This is a genomic window from Flavobacterium sp. LMO8, from assembly GCF_009495755.1.
GTDB lineage: Bacteria > Bacteroidota > Bacteroidia > Flavobacteriales > Flavobacteriaceae > Flavobacterium.
Window position 1 is genome coordinate 630,045 of the sequence record NZ_WIBJ01000031.1, and the last position, 21,647, is coordinate 651,691.

A 21,647-nucleotide genomic window follows, 5' to 3' on the forward strand; every position below is an offset into this window, starting at 1 on the left:
TAAATTCTATTCAATAATTTTAAACTAATTAAAAAAAAAAAGAAATAATTTAATTTAATTCTATATATTTGTACTAAAGTTTTAAAAGTCAATAGTATGAAAAGAATTTTACTATTATGTGTTGTGATATTAGGTGTTCAGAACACTTTTTCGCAAATGTATGTGAGTCCTAATAGTTATGTTTTTGTTAACGATCAATTTGTATATGTTAAGGAAGATGTTAATTTAGACAACAATGGGCATGTTTTTTTAAGAAATCAGTCTCAATTATTGCAAGGTAGAACGGGTGCTGGTATTAATCAAGGTTTAGGAAATTTATCTGTATTTCAAGAAGGTACTACTAATAATTTTCAGTATAACTTTTGGTGTTCACCAGTAGGTGTTCCATCAGCAGCGGCAGGTAATTCAAACTTTGGTATTACTCGTTTGTTTCAGCCTTCTGGATTAACTAGTAGTACAGCTGCGTTGTTAACGTCTGGTTTTGATGGTGTTGCTGGTCCTTCTTTAACAATTTCAAATCGTTGGATTTATACTTATACTGCATCTAATTTGTATGCACAATGGAATTACATTGGTGCTGCTTCTTCAATTGCTCCGGGTTATGGTTTTACTATGAAGGGTACTTCGGGGACTGATGCTTTTGTAGCTGTTGCTGCCGATGGTGTTCAAAATAATGCAGGAAGTGCACAACGTTATGATTTTAGAGGTAAGCCTAATGATGGTGATATCTCTACATTTGTTTCAAATGCAGCTGGTCCGTCTTATGATAACACTACTTTAGTGGGTAATCCATATCCATCTTCTTTAAATATTAATTTATTTTTATTAGAAAATAGTGGTTATACAGTAAATTATGGTACAGGAGCATATAGTTACGCTGGAGGAGAAATAATTGATGGTGCTGCTTTATTTTGGGAACATAATAAGTTAAATAATTCTCACAATGTTGGACAATATGTAGGAGGTTATGGTGTTTATGTTGCAAATGGAGCTACAGCATTTAGTCCAGGTACATACACTGCAGCGCCTTGGCATACTTATAGTAATGATGGTGAATCTTTTACAGCAGGTGGTTCTGGTGGTAATCATTATGAGAGAATGTTTAAACCTGTAGGTCAAGGATTTAAAGTTCGTGGTGAAGTTGCATCTGGAAATGTTGTAATGAAAAATTTATATAGAGCATTTGTTAAAGAAGGTGCGGTAAATGCATCGCAATTTGAAAGAAATGCTAATACAGCTAATGAAAATGGTAACTGGGATGAAATTCCTAATGTTGCAGGTGTAGATTATACACAATTTTCAAGACTACCTGCTCCGCAATTTAAATTGCTTACAAGAATTAATAATTTACAAATGTATGAAACAGCAGTAGCTTTTAATAATAATGCTACTGATGGTTTTGACTTTGCTTTAGATGCAAAGTCTACTTTTGGTGAAGAGGCTAAAACGGTTTATTTTAAAACAGCAAGCAATGATAGAAAATTGGTAATCACTACAATGCCTTTTGATATTACAAAACGAATCCCTATAGCTTTTAAAACGGATGTTCCTGCAACTTTTGATTTAAAAGTTGGTGATATCATTAATTTTAATTTAGCTGATAATATATTTTTATTTGATGGAGAAACTGGAATGTATTATGATATTAAAAATAATATTCATACAATGGTTTTATCTGCCGGAGATACTGGAAGTCGTTTTGAAATTACATTCTTAGATGAAACTTTATCTAATCCTACAGATGTTTCGACTGATTTTAATGTAGTTCAAAATAATACACAAGGTCAATTGACGATTTTTAATACTAAAAATTACGATATTAAGTCAATTACTTTGTATGATGTTACTGGTAAATTAATCATTAATAAAGCAAATGTTGGAAGTAATGATTCTTATTCATATCCTACTTCTCAATATAGTGAAGGTGTTTACATTGTTAAATTAACTACAGTAGATAATGGTGAAATATCTAAGAAAATTATAATTAGTAAAAAATAATTTTTTTAATACTAAAATAGTAAAGCAGCTTAGGCTGCTTTTTTTATGCAAATTCATAATACCGAAATACAATTAGATTTTAAAAAGAATATAAAACTCTTTATAAAAAGAGAAGATTTGTTGCATCCTATTATTTCGGGAAATAAGTATAGAAAACTTAAATACAATATTGAAGCTGCAAAAAAGTTACATCAAGATACGTTACTAACTTTTGGAGGTGCTTTTTCTAATCATATTTTAGCGGTGGCAGGAGCTGGAGCAGAATTTGGTTTTAAAACTATTGGAGTAATTAGAGGAGAGGAACTCGAATCTAAAATCCAAGATAATCCCACTTTGGCAAAAGCACAAGAATTAGGAATGCAGTTTTACTTTGTGACTAGAGCAGCTTATCGCAACAAAGAGCAAACCTCTTTTATTTCGCATTTACAGAATAAATTTGGAGAATTCTATCTAATTCCAGAAGGAGGCACGAATCAATTGGCAATTAAAGGTTGTGAAGAAATTTTAACGGAAACTGATGTAGACTATTTTACACACATTACATGTGCATTAGGAACTGGAGGCACTACAGCTGGGTTAATCAATTCATTAACTCAAAAACAGCAGCTAATTGGATTTTCTTCTTTAAAAGGTGCTTTTTTGTCTGAGGTAATTCGTAATTTTGTTTCGAAAACCAATTGGAGTATAAACGATGCGTATCATTTTGGAGGTTATGGTAAAGTAACTGACGAATTGATTTCTTTTTTAAATTTGTTTTACAAACAAACGTCAATTCCGTTAGATCCTGTATATACAGGTAAAATGGTTTTTGGAGTTTTAGATTTAATTCAAAAAGGATATTTTCCAGATAATTCGAAAATTTTAATGATTCATACCGGTGGTTTGCAAGGAATTAAAGGCATGAATTTTGCTTTGCAAAGTAAGAATAAAGAAATAATACAGTTTTATGAAATTTAAATTTGCACTATTTATTTTGACGCTATTTGTAGTTAGTTGCACTAGCACAAAGCCAATTGTTAGAACGACTACAAAACCTAAAGTATCAACAAAATCTAAGTCAGTAACTCAAAAACCGGCACCAAAAACAACTACAAAATCTACTGTTGTTACTTCATCAACTAAACCTGAAATAGGAGGAACAAAACCTAAATCTGATTCAGAAGTTAGTTTAGTCGCTACATCTAGTGTAAAAACATATACAGAAGAAATTCAATTTTATGTAGATAATTTTAAGGAAATTGCAATGAATAACATGAGAAATCATGGTGTTCCAGCGAGTATTACTTTGGCGCAAGGAATTTTAGAATCGGGTGCAGGAAAAGGCAAATTGGCAATGAGTGCTAATAATCATTTTGGTATTAAATGTCATACAGGATGGGCCGGTGAAAGTGTAAAACACGATGATGATGCTGCTCAAGAATGTTTCCGTAAATATGAGGATCCAGCTGATTCCTATCGTGATCATTCATTGTTTTTAACATCAAGATCACGTTATTCAAATTTATTTAGATTGAAAAAAAACGATTATGAATCTTGGGCAAAAGGGTTAAAAGCTGCAGGTTATGCAACAGATGTTAAATATCCTGATAAATTAATTGGATTAATTGAAAGATTCGAATTGCATAAATTTGATAGTTTAGTATTAGGTAATGATTTTAAATCTGATACTAAAGAGGAAATAGCTACTCAAGGCGGTAATTATTATACGATTCAGCAAGGGGATACTCTGTATTCGCTGTCAAAAAGATTTAATGTAACAATTAATGATTTAAAGAAATTAAATAATATGTCTGATAACTCAATTTCTATTGGACAACAATTAAAAATTAAATAATGTTTTATAAAAGAAGTAGCGAACTATTTTTAGAAGCTAATAAAGTTATTCCTGGTGGTGTAAATTCTCCAGTAAGAGCGTTTAAAGGTGTTGGCGGGACTCCAATTTTTGTTAAGGAAGCTAAGGGTGCTTATTTATTTGATGAAGACGGTAATCGTTTAATTGATTATATTAACTCTTGGGGACCAATGATTTTGGGTCATGCTTATGAACCGGTTGTTAATGCTGTAATTGAAAAGGCAAAAAAAGGAACCTCTTTTGGAATGCCAACGGAATTAGAGACCAAAATTGCTGAATTGGCAGTATCTATGGTTCCAAATATCGATAAAATTCGTTTTGTAAATTCGGGTACCGAAGCTTGTATGAGCGCAATTCGTTTAGCCCGTGGTTATACAAAGCGTGACAAAATTATTAAATTTTCTGGTTGCTATCACGGACATTCCGATTCATTTTTAATTGCGGCAGGAAGTGGTTTGAGTACTTTCGGTATTCCCAATTCTCCGGGTGTAACTGAAGGAACTGCTAAAGATACATTATTATCAGGATATAACGATATTGATAACGTAAAAGCATTGTTCGAAGCTAATAAAAATGAAATTGCAGCCATAATAATTGAACCTGTTGCTGGGAATATGGGGTGTGTTCCTCCTGTACAAGGGTTTTTAGAAGATTTGCGAGCAGTTTGTTCAGAAAACGGCACTCTGCTTATTTTTGATGAAGTTATGACAGGATTTCGCTTAGCAAAAGGTGGTGCGCAAGAATTATACGGAATTCAAGCGGATATTGTTTGTTTTGGAAAAGTAATTGGTGGTGGATTACCTGTTGGAGCATTTGCAGCAAGAGAAGAAATTATGAATTACTTAGCACCTTTAGGACCAGTTTATCAAGCGGGAACATTATCAGGAAATCCATTAGCTATGGCGGCTGGATTGGAAATGTTGAAAGCACTGAATGCTGATGACGATATTTTTAAACGCTTAGATGAAAAAACAGCTTATTTAGAAAAAGGTATTCGAGAAGTATTAACAGAAGAAAATGTTATTTTCACCATTAACAGGTTAGGATCGATGATTTCTGTGCATTTTGATGCTAATCCTGTTTATGATTTTGCAACAGCTAAGAATGGAGATAATGACACATTTAAGAAGTTCTTCCACGGAATGTTGAACAGAGGAATTTATATTGCACCTTCTGCTTATGAAACGTGGTTTATTACTGATGCGTTAACTTATGAAGATATAGATTTTACTATCGCTAAAATTAAAGAAGTAGCAAAAGAATTATAAACAAAAAGTCCCGATTTTCATCGGGACTTTTTTTATTTTATTAAATTTTCATAAAGCACTTTATTACTTTTTAATTTTTTTAACTGTTCTGGGTTTAATGTATGTTCAATTTTGCTTTTCATTGTTGCATAAACCTCATTTCTTTCATGTTCAGTTGTTGATTTAAGTAATGTTTGATGCTTTAAAGTTAATAAACTATATAAGCCATTTTCTATAGAATCCTCTAAAGGTATTACTTTTAATAATTCATTAAGTTCTAATTTTGCCTCTACTTCAGGATTCAGATTTTTTTTATCTTGAGCAAAGGAAATCGAATTACAAGCGATAAGTAAGAATAGAGAAAAGATTATTTTTTTCATAATAAATAAATTGTTAGAATTGTTTCGAATGTCAAATCTAGTTTAATTTTGAGATTTAAACAATAGAACAATTAAAAAAATTATTTTCTACTATTATTTTTTATGTTTTTTTTGCATTTTTATTTTCCCTTTTTTTATTTTATTTTTTTGTAAATCTTCCCATTTTTGATATTGTTCTGGTTTTAGAATTTTTTTCATTTGAGCCTTGTGTTCAATTTGATGGTCTAAAATTTCATTTTTCATGGCAAACTTCTCATCAGCAGAAGGTTTTTTTCCTTTTTCTCTTTTTGCTTTCATTTCTGTCATTTTAGCTTCTCTTTTTTTGGCATTTTCTAACAAAATCGCCTTAATTTCTTTCTGCTGTTTGGCATCTAAATCTAATTCCAAAGTCATTTTTTTAACTTGTAGTTCTGTTTGTTGTTCTGGAGTTAATTTTTCTCCTTTTCTACCTCTTTCTTGTGCAAAAGTTAGTGATGAAACTACCAATAGTGCTACTAAAATTAATTTTTTCATGTGTTTTATATTTTTAATTGTTTGATGATAAGACACAGCCATTTTAAAAAGGTTTAATCGTTAACAAAATATTATTAAAAATTGTTTTTAATTAATAGTATTAGAAAAACGTTTGTATATTTGCAAAGTGAAAAATTTAGTCATTTTAATTGCTTTTTTTATGCTGGCAAAGCCAGTTATTCCATTTTTGGAATACATTGTTAATTATGACTATATTGTAAAAGAGCTTTGTGAAAACAAGGAGAAACCAGAACTTAAATGTAATGGTAAATGTCACTTAACGAAGCAATTGGCAAAAGCTGCTGAAGAAGACAAAAGCACTTCTTCAGACAAAAAACAAAACGTAAAACAAGAAATTGAGAACATGTTTTGTCAAGAATTTAAAGCAGTTTCTTTTGTTGAAAATTTCGTTTTCACAAACAAAAAAATCAATTCTGACTATCAGAATTTGTATGCTTTGACTGCAATACAGTCCACTTTTCATCCACCCACCTTTTTAGTTTAATTTTTTATTGCAATTGATTCTTATTCTTAGAATCGATTAGGATATCTATGTCTAAAATTGTTTAAAGAAATCAATCTTTAAGCACAAATAATATTAAATTTTAAAAACTAAAAATTTTCAAAAAATGAAATTTCAATTAAAAAATATAGTAGCTGTAATGGCTATAGCTTTAGCATTTACTTCATGTTCAGACGATGATAATAACGCAATAACAGGTGAAGGAAACTTAAAATTAGAATTCGATAATGTATATGGTGATGCAGATTTTGCATTCAATACAGCATACACAAACTCAAACGGAGAAGTTGTTAAAGCTTCAAATGCAATTTACATCGTGAGTAATATTGTTTTAACTAAAGAAGATGGTTCAACTTATACTGTGCCTAAAAGCGAAAGCTATTTCTTTGTAAACGAAGCAGATGCTGCAAGTACATTATTAAATTTACCAAACATTCCAGCCGGAAATTACACAAAAGTTACCTTCGGAATAGGTGTTGACCAAGCGCAATTTAACGCTGGAGCAGACGGGCAAGGAACCATGTGGACAGATGCACAAGCATTAGGAATGACATGGTCTTGGGCTGCTGGATATAAATTTGTAAAATTTGAAGGAACTGTTACTTCAGCAACGCATACAAATGCAAATTATAGAGTGCATACAGGAAAAACCGGTGATGTGTACAATTATGTAGAAGTTACTTTAGATTTACCAGACAACGCATTAGTAAGAACAAACATTACTCCTCAGGTTCATATCATGGCAGATTTAAAGAAGATTGTTGATGGTACAACAGTTATCAATTTTGAAGAAGGTCTAGACGTAATGGGAGGAACAAAAGTGCAAAACATTTCTGCAAACAACGTTCCTACAATGTTTGAAGTACACCACGTTCACAACGATTAATTTTAGTAGAAGCTAATCCAGCTGTACATTTCAAGTCCGCAGGAAAAACAAAAATTTTGTAAGCTAAAAAATGGGCTTCTTAGGTCGCCATTTTTTAGCAACAAAATCAATTTGTTTTTCCTTTACGGGCTTTTCATTCCCATCTGGGCTAAAACATAGCGTTATGCAAACAAAATATTTTATGCTGTTGGCAATTGGATTTTTATGCAGTTGCGCATCAGACTATTCATCAGAATACCAAAACATTCCAATTGATTACCAAGTACCATCAAATTTTCCACCATTAGCCTACAATATGGCTAATAATCCATTAACCGAAAAAGGTTTTGAATTGGGAAAAAAAATCTTTTATGACGGTAGATTAGCTTCAGATGGAGTGGTTTCTTGTGGTTTTTGTCACATTCAAGAAGATGCGTTTACACATCACGGACACACCTTTAGTCACGGTGTTGGTGATGGTGTTGGAACTCGAAATGCACCTCCTATTCAAAATATGGCCTATCAAACCCAGTTTTTTTGGGACGGAGCAGCCGATCATATAGAATTGCTATCAATGGCGCCTATTTCTAACGAATTAGAAATGAATGGCAATATTATCAACATTATCAATATGATGAAAAATGATAATGAGTATAAAAAATTATTCCGTCAAGCTTTTCCAGACGAAGAAATCAATTCAGAAAACATGTTAAAAGCATTAGCACAATTTATGACCATGCTCACTTCTTCCAATTCACGTTTTGATAAATACAGAAGAAACGAAGCAGGAGGAACCTTAACTTCAGAAGAATTAGCTGGTTATGATTTGTTCAATCAAAAATGTGCTTCGTGTCATGCTACTGATATATTTACCGATAATTCGTTTAGAAACAATGGATTACCAATAAATCCGTCAATAAACGACAAAGGAAGATATCGTGTAACTGAATTGGATAATGACAATTACAAGTTTAAAGTGCCAAGTTTGCGAAATATTGAAAAAACCGCACCTTATATGCATGATGGTCGTTTTTATACTTTAGAAGCAGTGTTAAATCATTATTCGTCGGGTGTTTCAAATACTCAAAATTTAGACGCAAGTTTAAACAATGCTGGAACGCTGGGAATTCCATTAACGGCAACCGAAAAATTACAACTTATAGCCTTCTTAAAAACCTTAACGGATAATGAATTTTTAACGAATCCTAAATTTGCAGAATTTTAAAAATATGAAAAAATATATCATCATTTTCCTATTGATTTTTCAATATGGATTTACAACCGAAAAAGACAGTTTGTCAACAATTAATCCGTTTTTAAAATTTCATCAAGTTTCTGAGGATTTTTTTGATGATTGCGATGCTTGTGGCTGTTCGGCAAGTGGCGGAAGTATGGGTTTTGCCTCTATGTTAAATACCAATTTTGTTGGAATTCGTTATTTTAATCAATCCTATAAAAGTAGCGATGGTTTATATAGTAATTCGGCTTGGTATAACGAAAGTTATAACACTATGCAGGTTTGGGCACGAATTCCAGTGGTGAAAAAAGTACAAATTTCTGCTTTAATTCCGTATCATTTTCACAATCGAGAATCAGCAAACGGAAAGCAAAATGTTAGCGGAATAGGGGATATCACCATTTTAGGAATGTATCAATTGTACCAAACACAAAAAGATAGCACCGTTTTAGTGCATTCATTACAAGCTGGAGCAGGAATAAAAGTTCCAACTGGAAAATTTGATGAAGCAAACAACGGCAGTTTCAACCCAAGTTATCAAGTAGGAACAGGAAGTTTAGATTATCTTTTAGCTACCGAATATGTGGTAAAAAGAAAGCAATTTGGACTAAATACCATGCTTAATTATGTGATTAAAACGGAAAATGATAAAAATTATCGTTTTGGAAATCAATTCAATTATTCTGGGACTTTTTTCTATTTGTATGAAAAAGAAAAGTATTCCATTGCACCACAACTTGGTTTTGCTGGTGAGGTATATGAAGATAATTATCAGTTAGGTCAAAAAGTACGCAATACTGCTGGTGATATTTTCTTTGGTAAATTGGGTTTTGAAATAGGAAAGGATAAATTTTCTGTTGGAGCAAATGTAATGTTACCAATTTCGCAAAATTTGAATGGTGGTAATCTGGAAGCCAATTACCGTTGGAGTTTGAATTTGAATTATAGTTTGTAATAAAAAAGGAACTCATTTGAGTTCCTTTTTTATTTATTTTCCTAAATATTCTGCAATTTTATTTTCTCCAACAACTGTTATTTTCATCAAACCATGTTTGCTAATCCCTTTACTAGCAGCATCCCATTTTTTTCCGCTTAAATCGGCTTTTATTTTTAAATCACCAATCGAAATTCCTTCGTTAGCTTTTAAAATTTCAATGATATGTTTTTCATCTTCTGTTAATTCAGGTCCTTTTTTCTCTGGACGCATTTGCGGGAAGAACAACACTTCTTGAATAGAAGCATTATTGGTTAAAAACATAATTAAACGATCCATTCCAATTCCTAATCCAGAAGTTGGTGGCATTCCATATTCTAAAGCTCTTAAGAAATCTTCATCGATAATTCCGTTTGCTTCATCATCACCTTTTTCAGCTAAAGCCATTTGGGCTTCAAAACGCTCTCTTTGGTCAATTGGGTCGTTTAATTCTGAATACGCGTTTGCGATTTCTTTTCCACAAACCATCAACTCAAAACGCTCAGTTAATTCAGGATTATCGCGGTGCGATTTACATAATGGTGACATTTCTTTTGGATAATCTGTAATGAAGGTGGGTTGAATGAAATTACCTTCACATTTCTCACCAAAAATTTCATCAATCAATTTTCCTTTACCCATAGTATCGTTTACTTCGATTCCCATAGATTTTGCAGCTTCGCGCAATTCATCTTCTGTTTTTCCAGTAATGTCAAAACCTGTGAATTGTTTAATCGCATCTGTCATTGTTACTCTTGCATATGGTGCTTTGAAGTTTACTTTATGTTCTCCAAAAGTAGCTTCTGTAGTTCCATTTACTTGTAAAGCACAATATTCTAATAAATTTTCAGTCATTTCCATCATCCAGTTGTAGTCTTTATATGCTACATAAATTTCCATTGCTGTAAATTCTGGATTGTGGGTTCTGTCCATCCCTTCATTACGGAAGTTTTTCGAAAATTCGTAAACTCCGTCAAACCCACCAACGATTAATCTTTTCAGATATAATTCGTTAGCAATTCTCATGTATAATGGAATGTCTAAACTGTTATGATGTGTAATAAACGGACGAGCAGCAGCTCCACCAGGAATCGATTGTAAAACCGGAGTTTCTACTTCCATATAACCAGCTTCGTTAAAAAATGTTCGCATAGCGGTGAACAATTTGGTTCTTTTCATGAACACTTGTTTCACTTGGGGATTTACTACTAAATCTACGTAACGCATACGGTAACGCAATTCAGGGTCGGTAAACGCATCAAATACATGACCTTCTTCGTCGGTTTTTGGTAACGGAAGCGGTTTTAATGTTTTGCTCAACATTTTAAAATCATCCACACGAACGCACATTGCGCCCACTTTTGTCATGAATAATTCACCTTCAATTCCAATAAAATCACCTAAATCGGTTAATTTTTTGAAAACTTGGTTGTAAAGTGTTTTGTCTTCGCCTTCGCAAAGTACATCACGATTAAAATACAACTGAATTCTTCCTTCGCTGTCTTGTAATTCAGCAAACGAAGCTTTTCCTTGATCACGAACACTCATTAGTCGACCAGCCAAAATAACCTTCTTGCCTTCTTCAAAATTTTCCTTCACTTGCTTTGAAGTGTGATTCACCGGAAATAAATCCGCTGGATAAGGGTTAATTCCAAGTTCGCGTAAAGCGTTTAGTTTGTCTCTTCTAATGATTTCTTGTTCCGAAAGTTGCATAGTATTGTATTTAAGCGTGCAAAGATAATTTATTTTGTTTCAAGTTTCAAGTTCAAAGTTTAATGTTTTTTGAAGCGAATGGCTTAGGCGTTTTTGGTTTCCATGTTCCTGCTTTTCGTTTCAATCTTTTTAAACCTGACAGGTTTCAAAAACCTGTCAGGTTTAAAAAGGATTTTCTCTTCAATCAGGGCTAATTAGTAAACTATTCGTATCTTTGCGTTACTTTTTAAAACACAATTTCGGTTGTTATGAAATCGCGACCAAACACGAGTTTGCGCAAGCAAACACATATGACTAGAAAGGCGATACATTTGACCTTTAAAAAACAATAAAAGCTACAAATGAACAAAAAAGTCCAACTTCAAGATTTAGGAAATAAAGATTATAAAGACACTTGGGATTATCAAGAAGAATTATTCAAAGAAATTGTGGATATTAAAATTCAAAACAGAAAAGAAAACTCCCAACTTCCAACTCCTAACTTCTTTCTATATGTTGAACATCCACATGTTTATACCCTAGGGAAAAGTGGTGATGTATCAAATTTATTACTTTCCGAAAAACAATTAGAAACAAAAGGAGCCACTTTTTATAAAATTAATAGAGGAGGAGACATTACGTATCACGGACCTGGTCAAATCGTGGGGTATCCTATTTTAGATTTAGAAAACTTTTTCACCGACATTCATAAATATTTACGATTCTTAGAAGAAGCAATTATTCTGACATTAGCAGATTACGGTTTACATGGAACCAGAAGCGAGGGAGAAACCGGAGTTTGGTTTGATGTAGGCACTCCATTTGCAAGAAAAATTTGCGCTATGGGCGTTCGAGCTTCGCGTTGGGTAACCATGCATGGATTTGCATTAAACGTAAATGCTGATTTAGGTTACTTTGATAATATTATTCCATGTGGAATAAAAGGGAAAGCAGTTACATCTATGCATGCAGAATTAGGGAAAGAAATAAATGAAGATGAAGTAAAAGAAAAAATCTTAAAACATTTTCAAAACTTGTTTGAAGCGGAGATTGTTACTTCTAAAATCTAAAATTATTAATCTTTAATTATAAATCCAAACTCAATTGCTCAGGCAATAGTCTAAAACTCATTCGGTGATATTTGCACGGACCATATTTCTTAATGGCTTCTCTGTGTTCAGTTGTAGGATAACCTTTGTTTTTCTTCCAATTGTACATTGGAAACTCTTCGTGAATTTTATCCATATATTCATCACGGTACGTTTTTGCTAAAACTGATGCAGCAGCAATACTTAAATATTTACTATCTCCTTTAATAATACTTGTAGAAGGAATTGATTTTAATAGTTCGATTTCCTCGATAGTAAAAATTTTACCAGTTTTTTGTTTCATACCTAATTTTCCATTCAAAGGACGATTTCCATCTACAATTATATACTCTGGAGTTGGATTTAGCTGCAAAACACTCTCTTGCATAGCTTTCATGGAAGCATTTAATATGTTTATTTCGTCAATTTCGTTGGGAAAAATATGGGTTACTGCAAAAGAAGTTGCTGTTTCTTCAATAATAGGTTTTAGTTTTTCTCTGTTTTTTTCGGAAAGTTGTTTGGAGTCGTTTAGTAAAATATTTTCAAATTCTTCAGGTAATAATACAGCAGCTGCAGTTACTGGGCCAGCCAAGCATCCTCTTCCGGCTTCGTCAGTTCCGCATTCTAATATTAAATTACTGTAACTTTTACTTAACATACTTTTTTTTGACAAAAATATATTTTTCTACGCAACCTTTTTGTGATATTTTCATCTTTAGTATGAGAATGTTCCGTAAAATGTTTTTTTAAAACTAAAACTTTAACAAAAATAAATTAGTAATATTCCGAGGTATTATTTGTTTATTTAAGAAATAATTAAGAAGTTTGCGGAATAACTAACTCAAATAAATTTAATATGAGATCGAAGTTTAAATGGATTTTTACGCTTTTAGTAGCGTTTACGATGCAGTTTTCGTTCGCGCAAGAGAAAACTGTTACAGGTGTAGTTTCTGATGAACTAGGGCCTATCGCTGGTGCTAATGTTGTTGTTCAAGGAACAACTCGTGGTACTACAACTGATTTTGATGGTAATTATACTATCAAAGCAAAACAAGGTGAAGTTTTAGTGTTTTCTTACACTGGTATGAAAGCTTCAACTGTAACTATTGGTGCTGCAGGTAGCTATAACGTTACAATGGCAGAGGATGTTTTAACAGGTAGAAATGTTGAAGTTATTGGTGCCGTAGGTATCAAAAGAAAACAAGATGCTGTTACATCATCAAATCAAGTTGTCAACTCTGCTGAGTTAAGACAAGCAGCTAGTCCTAACGTTGTTCAGTCGTTAGCTGGTAAAGTATCTGGTTTAACAATCAATACTACAAACAATGGTGTTAATGCTACTACAAGAATTGTATTGCGTGGTAACAGATCGATTTCTGCTAATAATGAAGCTTTAGTAGTAATTGATAACGTTATTTCTAATGCAAGAACGTTACAGTCTTTGGCTCCAGAAATTATTGAGTCTACAAACGTATTAAAAGGTGCTCAAGGTGCTGCTTTATACGGTGAACAAGGGGTTAATGGTGTAATTATTGTTAACACTAAAAGAGGTAACAAAGGTGGTAAACTAAGAGTTGCTATTAATTCTTCAATGGATTTTGAAGAAGTTAATTTTGTGCCTCAAAGACAACAACGTTACGGACAAGGATGGAATGGTGAACACATTTCTTACGAGAATGGTGGTTGGGGTGCTGAAATGGATGGTGTTGTAAGACCTGTTGGTTTAGCTCAAGCTGATGGAACTTATATTATGGCTCCATATTCTCCAATTAAAGACAATATCAAAAAATTCTTTGGTACTGGTACTTTGTTTCAAAATGGTATTTCTATTAGTGGTGGTGATTCTGAGTCAGGATATGTTACTTTGTCTGCAAACAGACAAGCGACTGCATTCGTTGTTGATGGTGATAACTTAAACAGAGATACTTTTTTGTTTAGAGCTGGAAAGAAATTTAATAAGTGGACAGTTGACGGTAACGTAACTTACAATACTGAAAAAACACAAACTACTTCTTCAAGTTTATTTACAGATTTATTACAAACGGCTACAAATATTCCAATTGAGCGTTTTGAGAACTCTGGAAACGAAGGTCACTGGACTTCATACTACAACAATCCTTACTGGTTAAGAGATAATGTAAGAAATACAAACAGAAGAGATCAGTTTAGAGGTATTGCTTCATTAAACTATGAGTTAAATAAAAATATTAACTTTAACTATGTTGCTGGTTTAACTTTCTTACAAACAAATGGTATGTCTTATACAAATGGATATACTGATTTATTGCAAGTAGGTGGTGGTAACCATACTATTGTGTCTTCATTTGATACAAACAATGCAAATTCAAGAAACTTTTACCATGATTTTATGGTTAACTTTAATTACAAGTTAACAGATAAAGTTTCGTTTAAAGCTAATATTGGTAACAATATTCAAGATAGTTATTCTCAATTTACTTCAGTTGGAGGTGATAACTTAACTATTCCTGGATTATACAATATTTCTAATGTTACTGGAGAGGTTAGAAGATCTAATAATTTTACTAGAACAAGACGTTTTTCTTTATTTGCTAATTTAGATTTCGGATTAAGTAAAGGTGGAGATTCTGATGAGTTTTTATTCTTAAACTTAACAGCTCGTAACGATTGGGATTCAAGATTCACTGGATTTGAAAAAAATAATTATTTTTACCCATCTGCAGGTTTATCTTTTATTCCTACAAAAGCATTTGAAGGTTTAAAATCGAATACTTTTAACTACTGGAAACTTGCTGTTTCAGCTGTAAAAGTAGGTAACGCGGGTCCGTTAACGGCATATCAATCTGAATTAAATTATAATCCAGGTTCTGGTTATCCTTTTGGTGATTTGAATTCATTTTTACCAACACAATCTCCAGTTAATGCAAGTTTATCTCCTGAGTTCATGACAACTTTTGAGTTTACAACAAATTTTGGTTTCTTTAATGATAGATTAACACTTGATGTTTCTGCATTTCAAACAAAAACTACAGACTTAATTACAAGACAAGAGTTGTCTGCAGGTACAGGTATTACTAATCAGTTAACAAATATTGGTCAATTAACAAATACTGGTATTGAAATTGATTTAGGATTTACTGCGATTAAAGCTTCTGACTTTAATAATTTAGGATTAAAATGGGAAAATCGTATCGGATATTTTACAGCTAAAACAATTGTTGATAAAGTTTCTGATTTAGCTACAGAAGTTCCGTTAGTTAATTTTACTGGAACAGGTGTTGGTATTTTTGCTGTTGAAGGTGAAGAATTTCCTTTAATCAAAGGTATTGCTTATGCAAGAGATGATCAAGGTAGAGTTTTAATTGATCCTGTTTCAGGAAACCCAGTTAGATCTGAAGGTTATGAAGTTTTAGGAAAAGCTACTCCTGATTATATTATTAACTACAATACTGCTGTTGAATTTAAAGGTGTTCGTTTAGCTGCTGTAATGGATTATAGAACAGGTCACCAATTTTGGTCAGGTACTAAAGACTGGTTATCTTGGTCAGGTCACTTATATGAATCAGCTGAAAACGGAAGAGGTGGATTTATTTTCCCTAATTCTGCAATCGAAACTGCTCCAGGTGTTTATACAGAAAATACTAATGTAGTAACAGGAGGTTCATCTTATACTAGTTACTTGAATTATTTCTCTAATGAATATAGAGCAGTTACAGAAAATTTCATATTAGATGCTACTGCATTTAAAGTAAGAGAGTTGTCATTAAGCTATACTTTACCAACTAAAACTATTGAGAGAACAGGTTTAACTTCATTACGTCTAGGTGTTAATGCAAGAAATCCTTTCATGGTATTACCTAAAGAAAACAGAGGTTATTCTGATCCTGAGCAATCAAGATCTTCAGGAAATGATCAAGGTTTAGCAGTTACTGGACAGTATCCAACTACTAGAACTTTTGGTTTTTCACTTAATGCTTCATTTTAATAAATTAGAATATGAAAAAATTAAAATTAATAATCCCATTAGTAGCACTTGCGTTCTTTTCGTGTGATAATTATTTAGATATCAACGATAATCCAAACCAAGCTACTGAATCTAATGTTAACCCTAAGTTAACGTTATCGGCTGCACAAACAGCTTCTTTTTCTCCTTTAGTAAGAAGGATGAATGAGTTAGGAAGTGTATTTATGAATCAATGGGGTCCAAACGTAAACTCTTTTACTGGAGGTTATGCAGAAGAGTTTGGTATTACTATGAGTAATAACTTCTACGAAGATATTTGGACTTCTGTTTACAGAAATACTTATGAGTATTCAAGAATTATCAACTTCCAATCTGCTGATTACGATAATCATAAAGCAATTGCTAAAATTATGAAGTCATTTTACTTCCAATATTTAGTAGATATTTATGGTGATGTTCCTTATTCTCAAGCACATTTAGGAGTTGCTAGTCCATTTCCTACTTATGATGATGATCAAGCAATTTATAGAGATTTAATTGTACAATTAGATAGTGCTATAGATATGATTAATAACGCTCCTTCTACAACTGTTGCAGTTGGTGCAGAAGATGTCATGTTAGCTGGTGATATGTCTAGCTGGATTAAGTTTGCTAATACTTTAAAATTAAGAATTTTATTACGTGAAGCAACTAAAGCTGAAACAGATGCTGCAACTGATACATACTTAACTGATCAGTTTGCTGCTTTAGATCAAAATTTTTTAAACTTTGATTTAACAATTAATCCTGGTTATTCAAACGGTAGTGATTCAAGACAAAATCCTTGGATTAACTTAATGTGGGAACTTAACTTAAGCTCAGCTGGTGCTAGAGTTGAAAGAAATACTTATCGTTTTAGAAGAGCATCTGATTATTTTGCTGGTCAATTAAACAGTTCATCAGATCCAAGAAGATCTAGATTATTTACTACTAATGGAAGTGGAAATGTGGTAGGAGTTGAACAAGGTTCAGCAACGGCTCCAAGTGATTTATCTGGCTTTGGTCCTGGTTTAATGGTTGAGCATGATCAAGATGGTTATGTAATGTTATTAGCAGAAAGTTTGTTATTACAAGCTGAAGCAGTAGAAAGAGGTTATATCTCTGGAAATGCGCAAATGTTATTTGATCAAGCTATTGATGCTTCTTGTAACGTTTTAGGTGTTACTCCTGCAAATGCTGCTGCATATATCTCTGCTATTAATACTGTTGACGGTAAAGGTTATGCTGCTAGTGCTGATAAGATTGAAGCTATCATGTACCAAAAAAGTGTAGCATTATCTTGTATTAATGGTTTAGAGTCTTGGATTGAGTATACTAGAACTGGTTATATTAACAATATTCCAATGCCTTTAGGTGCTACTTCTCCAACAGGTGCAAAACCAATGCGTTTAATGTACCCAACATCTGAGTTAGCTAGTAATTCTGCGAATGTTCCTGCTTTGTCAGTTAACCAGTCGTTTACTACTGCTCCTTTTTGGAAGAACTAATTTTAAAAATTGTAAATATGAAAAAATTGTTAACCTTAGCTATATTAGCGTCTGCTTTTATTGCTTGTACAGATGATGACATCCGTGTAGAACAGAATCTTTCTGGTCCTCAGGTTGTTGGTTTTAATTCTTCTTTTGAATCAGTTGCTTATTTCGAAGATTTAGGTGCTATTGAAAGAGAGTTTCCAGTAAATTTACTTAATTCTGGTAACGGTCAATTGACTGAAAGTGATATCGTTGTTGAGTATGAAATTAATTATGATTTATCAACTGCAACAGAAGGTGTAGAGTTTGATTTTGTTAATTCTACTGGTTCAGTTGTTATTCCTGCTGGAACTAATTTTGGAATGATTCCATTAATTGTTAATACAGGAAGTTTAAACCCTACTGCTAAAACAGAATTGGTTCTTAATTTAACAGCAACTACTGAAGGTTCAGTTATTGGTGAGCAATACAAAACAATGAAAATTGTTTTTGTAGGTTGTGAAACTAATTTGGAAGGAACTTATACAAGAGGTTCTAGAACAGCTGATATTTCTAAAATAGCACCTAATGTTTATTATTCAACTTATTTCCCTGCATTTTCTTCTTACTACTGGTTTGAGTTTTCTGATGTATGTGGAGATTTGGCTATTTTAGATTGGCAATTCCAAGCTTCTAATCCTATAACTCCAACAGATTCACCTGATGAATTTGTTCACGGAATTATAGAGAGTAATGGTGATTTAACTTTCTCTGGAGCTAATGTTGCGGGTGTTTCATGGTATGTTGATCTAACTTGGACTTTAGTTAAACAATAATTTAATTTATATGAAAAAACATAATTTAAAATATATTCTTGCTTTTTCTGTATTCGGATTATTACTATCTTGTAGTGATGACGAGGATGCAACAAAAGATAGAATCGCTAAGTCTGTTGTAACAGCAGATTTAACAACTTTCAACTTACTTGAAGGTGAAACAGCTACAGTTACTTTAACAACAGACGTTCCTTTGAAAGATAAATCGGACTTTAAACTAGAATTAGTTGGAGGTACAGGCTCTTTTAGAGATTTCTCTTGTTCAGGTACTGAAACTGGTATTGATGATGGATGGGGTGTAATTGGTCACAAGATTGAACTTCCTGCTTATGCAACTTCAACTACTTTTGACATTTCTCCAATTTTTGATTTATTACCAGAAGGAACAGAAACATTAACTTTTAGATTATATCCTATGGGTAACAGTCTTAGCTTAGTTGATGATGCATCTGAAACAATCACAGTAAATGTAACAAATGCTACTTCTGATGATGTAGTTGCTGTTCTTGATTGGTCTGAAAACTATTATGACGCTCACGGAACATTAGTTGAAGGAGCTTATTTAGATGTTGATGGAGACGAACATGCATTTTGTGATTATGATTTTGATCTTGAAATTTATGATTCAGCTTTTAACGTTGTAGCCAATAGTTATTCTTCTTGCCCAGAGGAAGCTTCTCTTTCTTCTTCAGAGCCAGATGGTGAATACTATATTGTTCCTAGTTTTTGGACTTCTGCTGGTCCTGTAGCTCCCGCTGAAACAATTTTCTTTAATGCTAAAATTACTATGGCTAAGCCTGGTGTTTGGATAAGTGAAAATGTAATCACTTCTTGGGATAGTACTACTGGTGGTGTTGTTGAAGGAAATCCAGATGGGTATAACTTTGCTGGAATACTAACAAAAACAGGTACAACTTATTTATTAGAAGATGAAGATGGTAACACTTTAGCTTCAGGAAGAGTTCAAAATTTAAAAAATAGAATTCCTCGTAAAACTAAATAATAAGTTAAATTATTATTTTATAAAGGTCACACATTGTGTGACCTTTTTTTATTGCTTATTTCTCATTACATTTGCTCATATTTATTTATGATGAAAAAGTTTATTTTTGTTTTATTGTGTTTAAATTCTTATTTAATTTTTTCTCAAGTTCAAGATGATAAAAATTTATCAGAAGACTCAGTTTTGGGAAAAAAAATAAAGCCTTCTATTGACCTATATAAAATTTATTCTTTAGAGAAAGACACAACTTATGTAGACACTTCTTTAACTATAAAAGATGAATACAAATACAATTACTTAAGAAAAGATGTTTTTGGGTTAATGCCTTTTGCTAATGAAGGTCATACTTACAATACATTAAATTTTGGTTTAATTAAAAAAGATGTTTTACCAAATATTGGTTTCACTGCAAAACATTTTAATTATTTAGAGGCTCGTGATATTAAATATTATTCTGTTCCAACGCCTTTAACGGAATTATATTATAAAACAGTTATGGAGCAAGGACAATCTCTAGATGCTTTTTTAACTATAAATGTTAAGCAAAATCTTAATTTTTCAATTGCCTATAAAGGATTACGCTCAATAGGTAAATATATTAATAATATTTCTAGTGCTGGAAATTTCAGATTTACAACCAGTTATTTTACAGAAGACAAACGTTATTTTTTAAATGCTCATTTTACTGGTCAAGATATTTCTAATCAAGAAAATGGAGGGATAACTGATACAAGTCTTTTTGAATCAAGCGAAGATCCTTATAATGAACGAGATCGTTTAGATGTGTATTTTAGAAACGCTACATCTTTATTAAAAGGAAATCGTTTTTTTATCGATCATTCTTTTAAATTAAATAAAACCAATCCAAATAGTTTAGTCTTTACACATCAGTTTAAACAAGAATATAAGTTCTTTGAATTCTCACAGCCAACTGTAAGTGACCGTTTTGGTGCTGCATTTTCAAGTGCTATAAAAAATAAAACACGTTTCAATACCCTATACAATAAATTAGGGGTAGGATATAAAACAAAAAAATTAGGTCATTTAGAGTTTTTTATAGACGACACTAATTATAACTATTATTACAATAGTTTTGTTTATGGTGGTTCAGGAGCAATTGTTGTTCCAAATGCTATTTCTGATAGAATTAATATGTTTGGCGGAAATTACACTTATTTTGCAAATAAATTAACAGCTAAATTACAAGTAACACAAGCTATTACAAAGCAAGCTATTTCTAATATTGAGGCAACAGCTAAGTACGTTATTAACTCAGATTATCAATTTGAATTTCAATATAAAAAACTAAATAGTTTACCAAATTTAAATTTTACTTTAAATCAAAGTAATTATGTAGATTATAATTGGTATAATAAATTTAAAAACGAAAAACTTAATCAATTTTCATTTTCAGCTTTAACAAAATGGTTAAATGCTTCAGTTCAATATAAAGTATTAAACGATCATTTGTATTTTGATAATACTACAAACGATATCACTAAACTTACAATAAAACCGTTTCAATACGATAAAACCATTAATTATTTATCAGTAAATGTAAATAAAGAAGTTAAGTTATGGAAATTAGGCTTAGATGTAACTGTTTTATATCAAAAAGTAGATCAAGCTTCAGAAATTATTAATGTACCTGATTTAACTGCCAGAAGCACTTTGTATTTTTCTGATTATGTTTTCCAGAAAGCAATGCTTATACAAACAGGAGTTACTTTTCAATATTTTTCTGAATATTTCGGAAACGATTATAATCCATTAATTGGTGAATTTTACGTTCAAAACGAAAAGAGAATTGGAAACTTCCCTATGTTTGATTTCTTTGTGAATGCTAGAATTAGGCAAGCAAGAATTTATCTAAAGGCAGAGCATTTCAATTCTGCTTGGACAGGCTATAACTTCTATTCAGCTCCAAATTATCCGTATCGTGATTTCATGGTTCGTTTTGGATTAGAATGGAATTTCTTTAAATAGATTTTTTTTATATTCTTCATT

18 protein-coding genes are annotated in these 21,647 nt (G+C 32.0%); 14 read left to right on the forward strand and 4 right to left on the reverse strand.

All coding sequences use genetic code 11. The features are described from left to right. Nucleotides 1-96: 96 nt before the first annotated feature. The 4 genes from GFJ94_RS10745 to hemL are packed head-to-tail and all read left to right on the forward strand — an operon-like array spanning nt 97 to nt 5,118. Nucleotides 97-1,998, forward strand: coding sequence for a T9SS sorting signal type C domain-containing protein (locus GFJ94_RS10745; RefSeq protein WP_153201526.1), 1,902 nt, complete (start codon nt 97-99; stop codon nt 1,996-1,998). 45 nt (nt 1,999-2,043) lie between these two features. Then, nucleotides 2,044-2,955, forward strand: coding sequence for a 1-aminocyclopropane-1-carboxylate deaminase/D-cysteine desulfhydrase (locus GFJ94_RS10750; RefSeq protein ID WP_153201527.1), 912 nt, complete (start codon nt 2,044-2,046; stop codon nt 2,953-2,955). Then, nucleotides 2,945-3,832, forward strand: coding sequence for a glucosaminidase domain-containing protein (locus GFJ94_RS10755; protein ID WP_153201528.1), 888 nt, complete (start codon nt 2,945-2,947; stop codon nt 3,830-3,832). The genes GFJ94_RS10750 and GFJ94_RS10755 overlap by 11 nt, the downstream gene beginning before the upstream one ends. Continuing rightward, nucleotides 3,832-5,118 carry a glutamate-1-semialdehyde 2,1-aminomutase gene (gene hemL / locus GFJ94_RS10760; RefSeq protein WP_153201529.1) on the forward strand — a complete coding sequence of 429 codons (1,287 nt, stop codon included), beginning with the start codon at nt 3,832-3,834 and terminating at the stop codon, nt 5,116-5,118. The genes GFJ94_RS10755 and hemL overlap by 1 nt, the downstream gene beginning before the upstream one ends. Before the next feature lie 32 nt (nt 5,119-5,150). Here hemL and GFJ94_RS10765 read toward each other — a convergent pair whose 3' ends face one another. Both GFJ94_RS10765 and GFJ94_RS10770 read right to left on the reverse strand, forming a co-directional pair. After that, the gene (locus GFJ94_RS10765) at nt 5,151-5,477 is read right to left on the reverse strand and encodes a hypothetical protein (RefSeq protein ID WP_153201530.1); all 327 of its coding nucleotides are present in this window, start codon (nt 5,475-5,477) and stop codon (nt 5,151-5,153) included. Between the two features lie 93 nt (nt 5,478-5,570). Continuing rightward, nucleotides 5,571-5,990: a hypothetical protein gene (locus GFJ94_RS10770; RefSeq protein WP_153201531.1), complete on the reverse strand. Its 420-nt coding sequence runs from the start codon at nt 5,988-5,990 to the stop codon at nt 5,571-5,573. Between the two features lie 160 nt (nt 5,991-6,150). Between GFJ94_RS10770 and GFJ94_RS10775 the strand changes: the two genes are divergently transcribed. From GFJ94_RS10775 to GFJ94_RS10790, 4 genes are all read left to right on the forward strand, one after another. Beyond that, nucleotides 6,151-6,495, forward strand: coding sequence for a hypothetical protein (locus GFJ94_RS10775; protein WP_153201532.1), 345 nt, complete (start codon nt 6,151-6,153; stop codon nt 6,493-6,495). A gap of 124 nt (nt 6,496-6,619) precedes the next feature. After that, nucleotides 6,620-7,399 (forward strand): MbnP family protein, encoded by a 780-nt coding sequence (locus GFJ94_RS10780; RefSeq protein ID WP_153201533.1) that lies wholly within the window; start codon nt 6,620-6,622, stop codon nt 7,397-7,399. A gap of 163 nt (nt 7,400-7,562) precedes the next feature. Continuing rightward, entirely contained in the window at nt 7,563-8,603 is a 1,041-nt protein-coding gene (locus GFJ94_RS10785) for a cytochrome-c peroxidase (protein WP_153201534.1), read from the forward strand. Nucleotides 8,604-8,607: 4 nt separating this feature from the next. Then, the gene (locus tag GFJ94_RS10790; protein WP_153201535.1) at nt 8,608-9,570 is read left to right on the forward strand and encodes a transporter; all 963 of its coding nucleotides are present in this window, start codon (nt 8,608-8,610) and stop codon (nt 9,568-9,570) included. 33 nt (nt 9,571-9,603) lie between these two features. Here the strand turns inward: GFJ94_RS10790 and lysS are convergent, their stop codons facing one another. After that, nucleotides 9,604-11,301 (reverse strand): lysine--tRNA ligase, encoded by a 1,698-nt coding sequence (gene lysS / locus GFJ94_RS10795; protein WP_153201536.1) that lies wholly within the window; start codon nt 11,299-11,301, stop codon nt 9,604-9,606. A 341-nt stretch (nt 11,302-11,642) separates the two neighbouring features. Between lysS and lipB the strand changes: the two genes are divergently transcribed. Next, on the forward strand, nt 11,643-12,350 hold the full coding sequence (gene lipB, locus GFJ94_RS10800) for a lipoyl(octanoyl) transferase LipB (RefSeq protein ID WP_153201537.1): 708 nt from the start codon (nt 11,643-11,645) through the stop codon (nt 12,348-12,350). Between the two features lie 16 nt (nt 12,351-12,366). Here the strand turns inward: lipB and GFJ94_RS10805 are convergent, their stop codons facing one another. Beyond that, entirely contained in the window at nt 12,367-13,026 is a 660-nt protein-coding gene (locus GFJ94_RS10805) for a ribonuclease HII (RefSeq protein WP_153201538.1), read from the reverse strand. Between the two features lie 198 nt (nt 13,027-13,224). On the opposite strand from GFJ94_RS10805, the gene GFJ94_RS10810 reads away from it, so the two are divergent. The 5 genes from GFJ94_RS10810 (at nt 13,225) to GFJ94_RS10830 (ending at nt 21,626) form a co-directional block, all read left to right on the forward strand. Next, a complete protein-coding gene (locus tag GFJ94_RS10810) occupies nt 13,225-16,332 on the forward strand; it encodes a SusC/RagA family TonB-linked outer membrane protein (RefSeq protein ID WP_153201539.1) in 3,108 nt (1,035 codons plus the stop codon). 11 nt (nt 16,333-16,343) lie between these two features. Beyond that, the gene (locus tag GFJ94_RS10815) at nt 16,344-17,837 is read left to right on the forward strand and encodes a SusD/RagB family nutrient-binding outer membrane lipoprotein (RefSeq protein WP_153201540.1); all 1,494 of its coding nucleotides are present in this window, start codon (nt 16,344-16,346) and stop codon (nt 17,835-17,837) included. A 17-nt stretch (nt 17,838-17,854) separates the two neighbouring features. Beyond that, entirely contained in the window at nt 17,855-18,637 is a 783-nt protein-coding gene (locus tag GFJ94_RS10820) for a hypothetical protein (protein WP_153201541.1), read from the forward strand. 10 nt (nt 18,638-18,647) lie between these two features. Next, nucleotides 18,648-19,640, forward strand: a complete 993-nt coding sequence (locus GFJ94_RS10825; RefSeq protein ID WP_153201542.1) for a hypothetical protein — start codon at nt 18,648-18,650, stop codon at nt 19,638-19,640. Nucleotides 19,641-19,730: 90 nt separating this feature from the next. Continuing rightward, nucleotides 19,731-21,626 carry a putative porin gene (locus tag GFJ94_RS10830; protein ID WP_153201543.1) on the forward strand — a complete coding sequence of 632 codons (1,896 nt, stop codon included), beginning with the start codon at nt 19,731-19,733 and terminating at the stop codon, nt 21,624-21,626. Nucleotides 21,627-21,647: the final 21 nt, after the last annotated feature.

Coding starts and splice junctions, on each gene's coding strand:
- hemL (WP_153201529.1), top strand. CDS start 3,832: ATGTTTTATAAAAGAAGTAGCGAACTATTTTTAGAAGCTAATAAAGTT.
- lysS (WP_153201536.1), bottom strand. CDS start 11,301: ATGCAACTTTCGGAACAAGAAATCATTAGAAGAGACAAACTAAACGCT.
- GFJ94_RS10765 (WP_153201530.1), bottom strand. CDS start 5,477: ATGAAAAAAATAATCTTTTCTCTATTCTTACTTATCGCTTGTAATTCG.
- GFJ94_RS10810 (WP_153201539.1), top strand. CDS start 13,225: ATGAGATCGAAGTTTAAATGGATTTTTACGCTTTTAGTAGCGTTTACG.
- GFJ94_RS10805 (WP_153201538.1), bottom strand. CDS start 13,026: ATGTTAAGTAAAAGTTACAGTAATTTAATATTAGAATGCGGAACTGAC.
- GFJ94_RS10815 (WP_153201540.1), top strand. CDS start 16,344: ATGAAAAAATTAAAATTAATAATCCCATTAGTAGCACTTGCGTTCTTT.
- GFJ94_RS10770 (WP_153201531.1), bottom strand. CDS start 5,990: ATGAAAAAATTAATTTTAGTAGCACTATTGGTAGTTTCATCACTAACT.
- GFJ94_RS10785 (WP_153201534.1), top strand. CDS start 7,563: ATGCAAACAAAATATTTTATGCTGTTGGCAATTGGATTTTTATGCAGT.
- GFJ94_RS10780 (WP_153201533.1), top strand. CDS start 6,620: ATGAAATTTCAATTAAAAAATATAGTAGCTGTAATGGCTATAGCTTTA.
- GFJ94_RS10755 (WP_153201528.1), top strand. CDS start 2,945: ATGAAATTTAAATTTGCACTATTTATTTTGACGCTATTTGTAGTTAGT.
- GFJ94_RS10745 (WP_153201526.1), top strand. CDS start 97: ATGAAAAGAATTTTACTATTATGTGTTGTGATATTAGGTGTTCAGAAC.
- GFJ94_RS10775 (WP_153201532.1), top strand. CDS start 6,151: ATGCTGGCAAAGCCAGTTATTCCATTTTTGGAATACATTGTTAATTAT.
- GFJ94_RS10790 (WP_153201535.1), top strand. CDS start 8,608: ATGAAAAAATATATCATCATTTTCCTATTGATTTTTCAATATGGATTT.
- GFJ94_RS10750 (WP_153201527.1), top strand. CDS start 2,044: ATGCAAATTCATAATACCGAAATACAATTAGATTTTAAAAAGAATATA.
- GFJ94_RS10820 (WP_153201541.1), top strand. CDS start 17,855: ATGAAAAAATTGTTAACCTTAGCTATATTAGCGTCTGCTTTTATTGCT.
- GFJ94_RS10830 (WP_153201543.1), top strand. CDS start 19,731: ATGAAAAAGTTTATTTTTGTTTTATTGTGTTTAAATTCTTATTTAATT.
- lipB (WP_153201537.1), top strand. CDS start 11,643: ATGAACAAAAAAGTCCAACTTCAAGATTTAGGAAATAAAGATTATAAA.
- GFJ94_RS10825 (WP_153201542.1), top strand. CDS start 18,648: ATGAAAAAACATAATTTAAAATATATTCTTGCTTTTTCTGTATTCGGA.